Below are 13,605 nucleotides of genomic sequence, written 5' to 3' on the forward strand. Positions count from 1 at the left end.
AAGGAGATAAATACAATCAGCCTTTTCAGGAGGTTACGTTATGCTTATTGGCTATGCCAGGGTATCGACCAGCGATCAAAATACCGAATTACAGAAAAACGCGCTGGTTAGTGCAAATTGTGAACTGATTTTTGAAGATCACGCCAGCGGCAAAAATGCCCGGCGGCCAGGGCTTAAGCGAGCATTACGCAAACTCAAACGCGGCGACACGCTGATTGTCTGGAAACTGGACCGGTTGGGTCGCAGCGTGCGTGATTTGATTACCATGGTGTCGGACCTGCAAGGCCGGGGAATTCACTTTCGTAGCCTGACCGACGCCATTGATACTTCAACACCCGCTGGCCGCTTCTTCTTCCATGTGATGAGTGCGCTGGCCGAGATGGAGCGCGAGTTGATAGTCGAACGTACCCGTGCAGGGCTGGCAGCAGCCAGAGCAGCCGGTCGCATTGGTGGGCGGCAGCGCATTATGACGCCGGATGCGATTGTTCATGCCAGAGCATTGTTGAGTAATGGCGCAACCCGCTGGCAAATTGCGAATATTATTGGTGTGTCAGAAAAAACCATTTATAAATATTTTCCTGCCACGAAAAAATCTATCCATAACAAAATCACTTCCAAATAAATAATATTAATCGTGATAATTAAAATTAAAACAATAAAGTCGCTACATGTTTTACCACCCTCCAAAAAACAGGCATTCAATGCATACGCTGTGTTTTCAAAAAATAATACAAGCGCGACATCACTCGCGCTAACAACATCATTCATATTGAGAGAAAACACATGGAAAAAAGTAACTCCCCTTGTTCACTGGACCTGATCTTGGGTAAAGAGAATCTGTACAAAAACAGTCCGATTAATATCGGCAGTATTACCCTTGAATGTGCCAAATGCCAGGATAGCCAGCAAGATACTCCTGCGACGCAACCCTCAACGACCGACGGGTTGAAAGATTTGGTCGGTATCCCGCAACCCTGGCCGCTGGCAGATGCGCCAGAAGGCTGGCTGAAATGCAACGGTCAGGCGTTTGACACTGCGAAATATCCACAACTGGCAAAATTGTACCCTGCTGGCACGTTACCGGATCTGCGCGGCGAATTTATTCGTGGCTGGGATGACGGACGAGGTGTCGATGCTGATCGTAAGCTGTTGGTTGAGCAAACCGATGCTATTCGTAATATTTCAGGTAGCTTGTATTACGGGGTTGATGCCGATGGTTCGCTTAACGAAAGCTATTTTAATGGTGCTCTGTATTATGATTTGAAAGCAGTAGTCAGAGACTCTAAAAACAATGGTTCATTATCAAATGGCTCAGCCAACTCATGGGCTCCTGCAATATTCGATGCATCACGTGTCGTCCCGACTGCATCGGAAAACCGCCCACGCAACATCGCCTTTAGCTATATCGTCAAGGCAGGTTAATCATGACAACACAAAACGAAAATACGACTCAACTGAATGAACAAGGGCTGAGTGCCGGCAATGGATATATTCAGGTTTACCATATTGATCCGCAAACACGGGAATATATCGGCAGCACACGGGAATTCCTGATGGAAGGCGTTGGCATTCCGGCGCACAGCTTTATTGATACGCCACCAGACGCGCAATCCGGCCAGACCATCGTGCGCAGTCAGGACGGTTCAAGCTGGGAAAGCATGAGCGATTATCGCGGGCAGACCGCTTACGATAAACAGACGCGGCAACCGAGCCAGATAAGCCAACCGGGTGCCCTGCCTGATACCCTGACGTTACTGCCGCCCTCTTCTGCCTACGATGTCTGGCAGGGCGATAAATGGGTGACTGATGAAAAGGCACAGCAGGCCGCGCAGCTCAATGCCGCTCAACAGCAACAGGCTAGTTACCTCGCTCAGGCGGAAAAACGCCTGACCGTACTGCAGTACGCGGTTGAGCTGAACATGGCGAGCGAGCAGGAAGTTCAGGCGCTGAAAGACTGGAAAACCTATCTGGTATTGTTAAACAGGGTGAATCTCTCCACTGCGCCGGCTATCGACTGGCCGACTATGCCTGCCTGATTCACTGCTCACACTAACGCACCCTGATGTGCGCCATGCCAAAGATGCCGTTGTCACCGCAACGGCATCTTTTTTATTTTCAAATAACCATTTGTTTTTAATGTAAATTAAATTCTTTTTCGTATTCCCCTGTTGTGCCATCGGATACCAAACCCCATTCGGATGCCTTCTGTTTCCTGTCAAGGCACTATTACTCCCACCCCACAACAGGAGACATTCTTGATGAGTGATTTTCATCACGGTACGCAGGTCGTCGAAATCAACGACGGTACCCGCGTCATTTCAACTGTATCAACCGCGATCGTCGGTATGGTCTGTACTGGACCGGATGCTGACGCCGCCACTTTCCCACTGAATACACCGGTGCTGATTACCGATGTGCTGACCGCCGCAGGCAAAGCCGGTAAAACCGGTACGCTGGCTGCTGCGCTGCAAGCCATCGGCGACCAGACCAAACCGGTTACGGTAGTCGTTCGCGTAGCCGAAGGCGCCAATGAGGCTGAAACGGTGTCCAACATCATCGGCGGCGCCGATGCCAACGGCAAATACACCGGTATGAAAGCCCTGCTGGATGCCCAGGCAGTGACTGGCGTGAAACCGCGTATCCTCGGCGTTCCAGGGTTGGATTCCCAGCCTGTCGCCACCGCGCTGGCTTCTATTTGTCAGTCGCTGCGCGCCTTCGGTTATGTGAGCGCTTATGGCTGTAAGACCCTGTCCGATGCCATCAAGTACCGCGACAACTTTAATCAGCGTGAGCTGATGGTAATTTGGCCGGACTTTATCGCCTGGAACACCGTGACCAACGCCAGCGCGACTGCCTACGCCACCGCACGCGCGTTGGGCCTGCGCGCCAAGATAGACCAGGAAACCGGCTGGCACAAAACCCTGTCTAACGTCGGCGTCAACGGCGTGACCGGTATCTCCGCCAGCGTGTACTGGGACCTGCAGACCATCGGCAGCGATGCAGACCTGCTGAACCAGGCTGGCGTGACCACGCTGGTACGTAAGGACGGTTTCCGCTTCTGGGGTAACCGCACCTGTTCCGACGATCCGCTTTTCCTGTTTGAAAACTACACCCGCACGGCGCAGGTACTGGCCGACACCATGGCCGAAGCGCACATGTGGGCGGTTGACAAACCGGTAACTGCCACCCTGATCCGCGACATTATCGAGGGTATCAAGGCTAAATTCCGCGAACTGAAATCCAACGGCTACATCATCGACGCTGACTGCTGGTTCGATGAAAGCGCCAACGATAAAGAAACGCTGAAGGCAGGCAAGCTGTACATCGACTACGAGTACACCCCGGTGCCGCCACTGGAAAACCTCACGCTGCGTCAGCGTATCACCGACAAGTATCTGGTGAACCTGGCCGCATCTGTTAACAGCTAAGGAGCGACAGACTCATGGCACTGCCACGTAAACTTAAATATCTCAACCTGTTCAACGACGGTATGAGCTACATGGGCCAGGTGCATTCCGTCACCCTGCCGAAACTGACCCGCAAACTGGAAAACTACCGTGGCGGCGGTATGCAAGGTTCTGCACCGGTAGATTTCGGTCTGGACAACGACGCGCTGGTGATGGAATGGAACATGGGCGGTCTGCCGGACAGCGCCTTCTGGAGCCAGTACGCACTGCCGGGCGCCGATGCGGTTCCGCTGCGTTTCGCCGGTTCTTACCAGCGTGATGACACCGGTGACATCACCGCTGTTGAAATCGTATTGCGCGGTCGCCACAAGTCGATTGACAGCGGCGAATCCAAGCAAGGGGAAGAAACCGACGTACGCATCTCCACCCAGTGTACCTACTACAAACTGATCATTGATGGCGTCGATATGATTGAAATCGACACCATCAACATGATCGAAAAAGTCAACGGCGTTGACCGTCTGGAACAGCACCGCCGCAATATCGGTCTGTAATGACCGCTTCATGGCCAGCTACGGCTGGCCATTCTTGTTGATCTTATTGATAAAACTGGAGTCTTTATTATGACGGCTGAAACCACTGCACAACATCATGTGATTACCCTGAACACCCCGATTAAACGCGGTGAAACCCTGATCGACGCCATCACGCTGCTCACACCCACTGCCGGCACGCTGCGCGGCATCGGGCTGGCCGCCCTGGCAAGCGCCGATGTAGAGGCGTTGATTAAGTTGCTGCCGCGCATCACCTACCCTGCCCTGACCGAAGCCGATGTCATGGGGCTGGAACTGCCTGACCTGCTTGAATTCGCCGGTAAGGTGATCAGTTTTTTATCACCGGGCTCGGTACGCTAACGCCTCCACCGAGCCTCACGGTTGACGACCTGATGGCGGATATCGCTGTGGTGTTCCACTGGCCGCCGTCAGAACTTTTCCCCATGAGCCTGGCAGAGTTGATTAACTGGCGTGGCCGGGCGCTACAACGAAGTGGACAAGACTATGCCTAAGCCATCAACCACCCCGAACGCGGGGCCGACGGCAACGCAACGCAACAACGCTCAGGACAACAGCATTTTCTCGCCGCTCCGGGACAATCTGTACCTGAGTAAAATCAACAGTGTGTTGCAGGATTTCTTAAGCAAAGCCGGTCAAATCAGCCATGGCGATGCATTCAACGCCGCCGGTGCGCCGAAAAACAATCGCACCGGCAGAAAAAAAAGCGGCAGACTTTCTGCCGCAGCACAGCTGGGCATGTTGGGTAACCTGGCCAGACGATTCGACGCGCTGACCGCAGCCCTGAACCCGGCCTCTTCCGCATTAAAAAATGCTCACGCCCTTTCCGGTACGGACAATGCCGGTTTCTCACGGTCAGGCCAGAGTCCCGGTTCAGGCGTGACGCAGTCGCTCATCGCCCAGGCGAGTGACGGCGTCAACAGCATCTATTTGTCTGCAGCCGCGGCGATGCAGGTGCAACAGCACATTGCCGGTCTGGTGCCGTCTGCCAGACTGGCTGGCGGTGTTGCTGCCCCCTCGCTGCCGGGAAATGTCGCCGCCTTGCTGAATGCGCAACAGAGCCTCAACCTGCCGACCAACCTCCTGCCACAGCCTGGTGCGACATCGCAAACCGGTGCCGAAGGGTTGAACGCACTCACCGGAACCGCACAGGAATCCTTCGTTGGCATGGAAGAAACCAGCATGATGCTCACTGCATTAAGCAATGCAGATCTGGATGACGGCGATGGCGGCGCTGATTTTCAAGGAGGATTGGAGAATCTGCAGGCGCTTTCAGGATCGGCGATGCAACTGCTCAGTCAGCCGGGCCTGACGAGTCAAAACAGTGTGGAAAACCACGCCAGCTTACAGTCGGATATGACTAACGGCCATTACAGCGCCCTCTCTCCGAATGCATCACAACAGTATTTTGACCAGCGCGTGGTCAATAACATCACCATCACCGTACCGGAAAACAGTAACCTCGACGTAATTAAACAATACATTGAAGAGGCACTGAGAAAATACAGCCCGAATAGCAGCGCCTATTCCTACAACTCGATGACCTCTAATCTCATTTCATGAGGATAATATGATGATGCTTGCACTGGGTTTATTTGTATTTCAATTGCAAACGCTGCCGTACAGCACCCTCAGTCGTAATGTCAATTATCGCTGGGCTAATAATGGCCGCATTGGCCTGCGTCCTGCGCAACAGTTTTTGGGGCAGGGAAATGAAACCATCAGCCTCAATGGCGTGTTATGCCCGGAAATCAACGGTAAGTTCAGTAAACTCTCGTTATCGGCGCTGGAACTGATGGCGGGCACAGGGCGTGCCTGGCCGCTTATCGAAGGCAGCGGCACCATTTACGGCATGTACGTTATCGAAAGTTTGCAACACACCAACACGGAATTCTTCTCCAACGGCAGCGCCAAGCGTATCGAATTTTCGATTAACCTGACGCGTGTTGATGAATCACTGATCGCCATGTTTGGCGACCTCAGCCAGCAGGCTACCGATTTGTATAACCAGCAAATCACGCCGGCTATTGCTTCCGCCAAAGCCGCCATCGGAGGTGTCTTCTCGTGATAGTGAATAACCGCATCGGTATTGCCGATCAACTCGCGCCGGACTACCTGATCACGCTGACGGACTCGTCAGGCGATACCAAAACGACCCGCAACCTCAGCCAGCGACTCATTTCACTGTCATTACATGATGTCATGGGCTTTGAGTCCGACCAGCTATCGCTGGATATCGACGACAGCGACGGCAAAGTGCTCATGCCTAAGCGGGGTGAGAAAATTGGCGTCAAGATTGGCTGGAAAGGCAAGGCATTGGTTGACAAAGGCACCTTTGTGGTTGACCAGGTCAGCCATAGTGGTGCGCCGGACAGAATTACCCTCAACGCACGTAGTGTGAATTTTCGTGGCGACATCAACACGCCGCGTGATGGCTCCTATGACACCACTACGCTTGGCGATATCGCCCGGACGATTGCTGAACGTTATAGTCTGTTGCCGTCAATTGAAACCACTCTGGCCAATACGGCGATTGTGCACGAAAACCAATCCAAAGAGTCCGATTTATCGTTCCTCTGCCGTCTGGCCAGAAAATACAGCGGTACGGTGGCGATAAAAAGCGATACGTTGCGACTTTTTATCGCTGGCACCGGTACGGCGGCAGACGGCAAAAATGTAGCGACTTATCTGATCGAACGCAGCGATGGCGATTCACACAGTTTTACGATTGCTGATCGCATCGCCAACACGTCGGTCACCGCTAACTGGCATGACAGCAACGATGCAAAAACACATACTGTGAAGATAAGCCGTCAGCGTAAAGCACAAACGGAGACATCGCCGTCACACCCCAACGCCAAATCGTCCACCCAGCCATCCGAGCCGTCTACAGACGATTATCTGGCCGGGGAAGAGGACAGTCAGCAAACGCTACAAACCACCTATTCTAGTCAGGATGAAGCCACGCAGGCAGCCTTGAGTAAGTGGCGTGAAACCCAACGTGGCACGGTGACGTTCTCGATCTCGCTGGCAAAAGGCATGGAAAATCTGAAACCCGGCGCGCTGGTGAATCTGAAAGGATTCAAGCAGGTGATCGACGAACGGCAGTGGACTATCAAGCGACTGACCCACACCATCGCAGGTAACGGTTTTACCACCGCCATTGAGCTGGAAGTATCGATGCTGGATGTCGCCTACGACATAAGCTATAGCGTTGTCGATAGCGCAAACGCCACACGATAAACCACTTTTCGAATTTATAGTTTGCAAATTCGAATTATGTGACGTACCATGTGTGTAAGATGTTTAACTAACTCGTACACATAAGGTGATTTCAACATGATGCATTGTCCGCTTTGCCGTCATTCCGCTCATGCCCGTTCCAGTCGCTACCTGTCTGAAAATACCAAGGAGCGTTACCACCAGTGCACTAACGTAAACTGTGGTCACACCTTCGTTACCATGGAAGCGATTACCCGCTCCATCATGGTGCCAGGTAAGACTGAGCCGGTCGAAGGCGAAAGTAAGTAATAATTTCTCTCCTACTCCGTGTTTCCTTAACTTTTCTGACCGTCTTTCCCCGCCACCCGGCGGGTTTTTTTATAATCAATACACACCATGTGTTTTTATTACTTCCATTATCTCGCTATCAGAAAAACGTATTATTGACGCTGACCGCCGTCGGCTTTTAGTATCGAATGGCTTTTGCTGATTTTCAGTCACTTGCCACGACGATACCCGCCTGACGGGCCGCCGCCGCAAGGGATGAATCCTGCCGTGACGATGGTGCCCTTCCCCCCCCCTTCACCGTCAAAAATCAGACGCTAACACCGTTTTGAACAACACGAGGGCAGGAAAAACGTCACGTAAATGCACGCTGTTTTCCTGTTCCTCAGCAGGGAGAACTCGCATGATGGAAACCATTCAGGCTTACCGCGCCAGTCTGTTGCACTTTGTCGCCGACCCATTGCATAACCCGCAGGCCACCCGTTTTATTGAGGATGGCTTGCTGCTGGTGCGCGACGGACGCATTCAAGGCGCAGTGCCGTATGACAGCCTTACCGACGCTGATCGCCGGGCAATGACGGTGATTGACTACCGCGGCCAGTTGCTGATGCCGGGATTGATCGACACCCATATCCATTTCCCACAAACCGAAATGATTGCCTGTTACGGCGAGCAGTTATTGTCCTGGCTTAATACCTACACCTTTCCCACCGAGCGCAAGTTCGCCGATAAAGATTACGCCGAAAATCGAGCCAAATTCTTCATTCAGGAATTACTGCGACACGGCACCACCAGCGCGCTGGTATTCGCCACCGTGCACCCGCAATCGGTTGATGCGCTGTTCAGCGCCGCTGAAGCCAAAAACATGTGCCTGATTGCCGGCAAGGTGATGATGGACCGCCATGCGCCGGATGACCTGTGCGATACCGCGCAGCAAAGCTATGACGAGAGCAAGGCGCTGATTGAAAAATGGCATCGCCGCGGACGATTGCGCTATGCGGTCACGCCGCGCTTTGCACCGACTTCCACCCCAGAGCAACTGGCGCTGGCGGGTCGATTATTGCAGGAGTATCCGGATGTGTATCTGCATACCCACCTCTGCGAAAATCCGGACGAAATCGCCTGGGTTAAATCACTGTTTCCTGAACAGCAACACTATCTTGACGTTTACCATCACCATGGGCTGACCGGGCGTCGTTCCGTGTTTGCCCATGCCATTCACCTGCAACCGGATGAAATCCATACGCTGGCGCAAAGCCAATCCGCCGTGGCGTTTTGCCCCAGTTCAAACCTGTTTTTAGGCAGCGGTCTGTTCAGACTGCATCCACTAAAAGCCGCGGGGATTCGCATTGGCATGGGAACCGATGTCGGTGCCGGCACCAGCCTGTCATTGCTGCAAACACTCAGCGACGGTTACAAAGTACAGCAATTGCAGGGGGAAAAACTCTCGGCGCGCGAAGGGTTGTATCAGGCGACGCTGGGCGGAGCCGCCGCACTGTCGCTGGATGACCGGCTGGGGAACTTCCTGCCGGGTAAAGACGCTGATTTCATCGTGTTGGACTGGGCCGCCACTCCACTGCAACAATTACGCCAGCAACAGTCCACCTCGCTGGACTCCCGGCTGTTCGCCTTGATGATGCAAGGCGACGACCGAAACATCCGTGCGACCTATATCCACGGCGAATGCGTCTATACCCGTCATACGTCAAGTTGCCGCTGTGTTGGCTTTTCTCACTCCCCCCAGTCACTTACCTGAGTAAACGTCTGGGGATTTGCTGCGTGCCGCCGTGGTGATGACCGGTTCCAGATCCGGCTGAAATAAAACACGCAGGAAGTGCCTCTCAAAGGGTGACATATCGCACATTTCACTTAAAAAAGCCGCGCTGCGGTGTGTCACCTACCGATAACTACTCTTGAATCACACCGGAAAGATGTTCAAGCCAATTGTGGGACGGCGACATCAGCTTAGCGCTTCTCTTTTATGGAGCTGCCAGCCACTATCAACAGGTTCTATAAGGTTTCGTCATGACGTCCCCATGCCATCGTTGCAGTGAAGAACAACAAGATATCCTCGCACGTATGCTGAATATTTTTGACACTCAGCCCAGCGAAGAGCTACCGCGCCTGGCACGCATCACCCGGACTTTTTTTCAGGTTCAGAGCGTGGTGATCTCACTGGTAAACAGTGAACGACAATGGTTTCTGTCGAAAGCCAATTTTCCCCGTCAGGAACTGGCTATCGAATTTTCCTTCTGTGCTCATACCGTGAACGCCAACGCGCCACTGATTGTTCCCGATACCTTGCTGGATCAACGCTTCGCAACTAATCCACTGGTTACCGGCGATGATCCGATCCGTTTTCACGCCAGTTATCCGCTGCTTTCCTCGCTCGGCACGCCGATTGGCGCGCTGTGCCTGTACCACCACCAACCACGTACATTTAGCGACGATGAACTACAACAACTGAGTGATCTGGCCTGTATTGTACAAACCGTGCTGCATAAAGTGGAAATGCAGGCACGCGAAACCATCGCTCAGGAGAAGCTGTATCTGGCGGATTACATCAACCAGCAGATATTTTCCAGCGCCGCTATTGGTCTGGCACTGGTAGCGCCGGACAAGCGACCACTCAAATGTAATCATGCGCTTTGCGACATGCTCGGCTACGACGAAGCAACGTTACTGACGCTGCCGCTGGACAACGTCGTCCACCCGGAAGACTTACCTGCATTAATGAGCAACCACGACCTGCTGATGGACAGCGACGTGCGGGAGAGCACGCAACAACACCGTTATATTCGTTCAGATGGGCGCGAGCTGTGGGCGCAGGTGTCTATTTCAGTGCTCTGCAATCCGGACGGCAGCAAGTTCGGTCTGTTGCTGGCGCTGACCGATCTCAGTGATCAGAAAGCATCTGAACTGGCATTGCGCGAGCTGAGTCTGGAACTGGAAAATCGGGTGGAACAGCGCACCGCCGAACTGCGTCAGAGCCATCAATTTATTCAGGATATTACCGACCATATTCCGGCGATGATTGCCTGCATCAGCCCGGACAACGTACTGGTTTTCGCCAACCGCCACCTGCGCAAGCTAATCGGCCTTGAGCATGGCGCCCCATACCAGCGCAATATCCACGAGATATTCCGCCCGCAGGTACTGACGCTACTGTTGCCTCAACTGGAGGAATCTCGCCAGAAACAACATCCCATGTCCCTGGAGCATGTGCTGGACATGCCTGATGGTCAACGCGTCACCTTGCACACTGAGTTGGCGCCAGCCGAGTCGCCGGAACTCGGCACCTATATTCTCTCCACCGATATCACCCACCTGACGGTACTCCGTGATCAATTGACGTTTGAAGCCAATCACGATCATCTGACTGGCTTGCCCAACCGGCGAGCAGTCATCAGCTATCTGGGTCGTTTGTCGGGTAAAAAACGGCGCGGCGCGCTGGCGTTGTTGTTTTTCGATATCAACAATTTCAAATACTATAACGACCAGTTCGGGCATGATTTTGGTGATCGCGTCATCAAAACCTTCGCCCGTCTGCTGCGCCAGAACACCCGGTCTTACGATTTCATTGGCCGTCTGTCGGGCGATGAATTTCTGATGGTTATCCATGAGCAACGTAATCTGACCAACGAAATTCACGCTATCACCCAAAAACTGAAAGCGAAGATCGAAAGACCGATCACTATCCGTCATCAAACCATTACGTTATCCGCCAGCATAGGACGTGCCATTTTACCGCAAGACGCCCCGCTTAACGCCAATGAACTGATCCGTCAGGCCGATGCCGCCATGTATCAGGACAAACGACGCCACTTATTGATGCCATAACTCAGCAAAATCGAATCACAGCAAAGTCGCAAGCTGAACCACGGCAAGAATTGCGGTTATATCACCACGTACCCAAATAAGTGATGCGCGCCGCTTTTCTTTGATGCCAAAAACAATACCGCCGCCATTACCCGTTTTATTTATCATTACGCTATTGAGATAGCGCATCCTCTATTGAGATAGCACATCATTACTTTCTTCAAAAAATGAAATTTTCCAGACAAGTGCTAAATTTAAAATGATATCGGGTCAAACAGCATACATGTCTCCGCTATCCTTTAATGAACCAAGCCGTTAGTGGCCGGATTCCCTGATTTTTCATATCAGGGTCATGGATATATATCGCCAGAGTTCCCCAAGGCGTTACGATAAAGTAAAAAAAAATCTCATGCATTGTTCCCAGCCACATTGACAGACAGGGAGTTAACCGCCATGTAAATAAAAACGTTTTGCATTAAAGATACGTTTTATCTTCCATTTATCCTTTGTCAGAAAAAATGGTTATTAACCCATAATTCGTTATAGCCAAAATAATTTGAATGGCAGAAAAATAGCGTTGAACGCGGTTTACATCGGCGCTAAAGCAGCAAAACTGGAGAGAACCAATAATAAAAGCACACCTGCAACCTAAAGTATGACAGGCATATGTCTTTTTAATACAGCATACCCTGAAGTCCAGATTAAGAATAATTTTCAAGAGGACCTGAAATGCGCAACAACCAGCCAGTCACACAAAGGGAATACGTTTTTGATAAGGATGCCACACTCATGTCGGTCACCGACGTAGACGGTCATATTGTTTATGCTAACGACGCCTTTATTCAGGTCAGTGGTTTCGATCCTGACGAAATTGATGGGCAACCACATAATATTGTTCGCCATCCGGATGTACCGGCTGAAGCCTTCCGTGACATGTGGCAAACACTAGAGCAACAGGAGCCCTGGACAGCGCTGGTTAAGAACAGGCGCAAGAACGGCGATCACTACTGGGTACGGGCCAATGCCGTGCCGATTGTGCGCCATGGCCGCACGACCGGTTATATGTCGGTACGAACCCAACCTTCGCGTCAGGAAGTGGATGCAGCGGAAAAACTCTATCAGACGATGCAAAGCGCTCAGGGTAACAATCTTAAGTTAGAAAAAGGGGTGCTGTTTCGCACCGGCCTGACCGGACTCTTTTCACGCCTGAATTTTATCTCCATGCGCTGGCGACTACGGGGGCTTATCGCGCTGGCGGCGTTAATCAGTTATATCGTGTTCTGGGCGATTCATGGCAGTTTTGACACCGGTTTTTATAGCACCAGTGCGTTTATGACCGGCATGATGCTACTGCTGGATGGTTTACTGGAATGGCAGTTAATCGCCCCGGTCGAAATGGTCAAACGGCAAGCGTTAGATATCGCTACCGGCAACGTCAACACTATTGATTATGGCAATCGCGCCGATGAGATTGGCACTATCCAGCGCGCTATCGGGCAGTTGGGGCTAATGTTTCGCTGGCTGGTGGATGACATCAGTATGCAGGTGCTGAATATCCGCTCCGCCAGCGACGACCTGGCCCACGGCAGTGAAGACATGAGCGACCATGCCGAACGCACCGCCGCGAATGTGCAGCAGACCGCCGCCGCCATGAACGAAATCAATACCACCGTACAAACCAACACCACCACCACCAGAGAAGCCAGCCAGCAGGCTGAAACCGCCTGTGATGCCGCCATCAGCGGTGGTCGGGTAATTGGCGAAATGGAAAAAACCATGGACAGTATTGTCGCCAGTTCGGAGAAAATCGCCGGTATTACCTCGATCATCGATAACATCGCGTTTCAAACCAACATACTGGCCCTGAACGCGGCGGTAGAAGCCGCACGCGCCGGCGAACAAGGGAAAGGATTTGCCGTTGTGGCTGGTGAAGTCCGTAGTCTGGCACAACGTAGCGCCAGCGCCGCCAATGAGATCAAGCAGTTGATCGAGTCCAGCGTGGCGCAGGTTCGTTATGGGTCAACCCACGTCAGGGATGCGGGCGACAGCACACAGAACATCGTGGCCAGGGTAAATAGCGTCAGTGAGTTGATTTCGCATATTGCCGATTCAACCAAAGAGCAAACCGTCGGGCTGTCTGAAATAGGCCGGGCAGTAGAAGAACTGGAACAGATTACCCAACAAAATGCATCCCAGGTAAGCGCCTGTGCACAGGCATCAGACCAGCTCAGGCAACAAGCACATCGGCTGGAACAAGCATTACACGTATTCCGATAATCCGGTTACCGTCAGTAACACGC

General features: G+C 52.4%; 14 protein-coding genes. All 14 read left to right on the plus strand.

Translation table 11 applies throughout. The features are described from left to right. Positions 1–40: 40 nt before the first annotated feature. The 14 genes from Dpoa2040_RS16690 (at position 41) to Dpoa2040_RS16755 (ending at position 13,582) form a co-directional block, all read left to right on the plus strand. Positions 41–622 (plus strand): recombinase family protein, encoded by a 582-nt coding sequence (locus Dpoa2040_RS16690; RefSeq protein WP_168641975.1) that lies wholly within the window; start codon positions 41–43, stop codon positions 620–622. A 161-nt stretch (positions 623–783) separates the two neighbouring features. Then, positions 784–1,422, plus strand: a complete 639-nt coding sequence (locus tag Dpoa2040_RS16695) for a phage tail protein (protein ID WP_168641976.1) — start codon at positions 784–786, stop codon at positions 1,420–1,422. Between the two features lie 2 nt (positions 1,423–1,424). After that, positions 1,425–2,036: a tail fiber assembly protein gene (locus Dpoa2040_RS16700; RefSeq protein ID WP_168641977.1), complete on the plus strand. Its 612-nt coding sequence runs from the start codon at positions 1,425–1,427 to the stop codon at positions 2,034–2,036. A 222-nt stretch (positions 2,037–2,258) separates the two neighbouring features. Next, complete coding sequence (locus tag Dpoa2040_RS16705) at positions 2,259–3,428, plus strand: phage tail sheath protein (RefSeq protein ID WP_168641978.1); 1,170 nt, start codon at positions 2,259–2,261, stop codon at positions 3,426–3,428. Positions 3,429–3,442: 14 nt separating this feature from the next. Beyond that, positions 3,443–3,961: a phage major tail tube protein gene (locus Dpoa2040_RS16710; protein WP_042870914.1), complete on the plus strand. Its 519-nt coding sequence runs from the start codon at positions 3,443–3,445 to the stop codon at positions 3,959–3,961. Positions 3,962–4,030: 69 nt separating this feature from the next. Beyond that, positions 4,031–4,321, plus strand: coding sequence for a phage tail assembly protein (locus tag Dpoa2040_RS16715; protein WP_042870916.1), 291 nt, complete (start codon positions 4,031–4,033; stop codon positions 4,319–4,321). A 32-nt stretch (positions 4,322–4,353) separates the two neighbouring features. After that, positions 4,354–4,473 (plus strand): GpE family phage tail protein, encoded by a 120-nt coding sequence (locus Dpoa2040_RS16720; RefSeq protein ID WP_012769533.1) that lies wholly within the window; start codon positions 4,354–4,356, stop codon positions 4,471–4,473. Continuing rightward, positions 4,466–5,542, plus strand: coding sequence for a hypothetical protein (locus Dpoa2040_RS16725; protein ID WP_168641979.1), 1,077 nt, complete (start codon positions 4,466–4,468; stop codon positions 5,540–5,542). Before Dpoa2040_RS16720 ends, Dpoa2040_RS16725 begins: the two co-directional genes overlap by 8 nt. Before the next feature lie 10 nt (positions 5,543–5,552). Next, the gene (locus tag Dpoa2040_RS16730; RefSeq protein ID WP_042873939.1) at positions 5,553–6,047 is read left to right on the plus strand and encodes a phage tail protein; all 495 of its coding nucleotides are present in this window, start codon (positions 5,553–5,555) and stop codon (positions 6,045–6,047) included. Beyond that, on the plus strand, positions 6,044–7,222 hold the full coding sequence (locus Dpoa2040_RS16735) for a contractile injection system protein, VgrG/Pvc8 family (protein WP_168641980.1): 1,179 nt from the start codon (positions 6,044–6,046) through the stop codon (positions 7,220–7,222). The genes Dpoa2040_RS16730 and Dpoa2040_RS16735 overlap by 4 nt, the downstream gene beginning before the upstream one ends. Before the next feature lie 96 nt (positions 7,223–7,318). Further along, positions 7,319–7,510, plus strand: a complete 192-nt coding sequence (locus tag Dpoa2040_RS16740; protein WP_042870920.1) for an ogr/Delta-like zinc finger family protein — start codon at positions 7,319–7,321, stop codon at positions 7,508–7,510. Positions 7,511–7,889: 379 nt separating this feature from the next. After that, positions 7,890–9,242: a guanine deaminase gene (gene guaD, locus Dpoa2040_RS16745; protein WP_168641981.1), complete on the plus strand. Its 1,353-nt coding sequence runs from the start codon at positions 7,890–7,892 to the stop codon at positions 9,240–9,242. A 269-nt stretch (positions 9,243–9,511) separates the two neighbouring features. Continuing rightward, positions 9,512–11,326: a diguanylate cyclase domain-containing protein gene (locus tag Dpoa2040_RS16750; protein WP_168641982.1), complete on the plus strand. Its 1,815-nt coding sequence runs from the start codon at positions 9,512–9,514 to the stop codon at positions 11,324–11,326. 708 nt (positions 11,327–12,034) lie between these two features. Next, positions 12,035–13,582 carry a PAS domain-containing methyl-accepting chemotaxis protein gene (locus Dpoa2040_RS16755; RefSeq protein ID WP_168641983.1) on the plus strand — a complete coding sequence of 516 codons (1,548 nt, stop codon included), beginning with the start codon at positions 12,035–12,037 and terminating at the stop codon, positions 13,580–13,582. Positions 13,583–13,605 lie beyond the last annotated feature (23 nt).

The organism is Dickeya sp. CFBP 2040 (genome assembly GCF_012273755.1).
GTDB lineage: Bacteria > Pseudomonadota > Gammaproteobacteria > Enterobacterales > Enterobacteriaceae > Dickeya > Dickeya poaceiphila.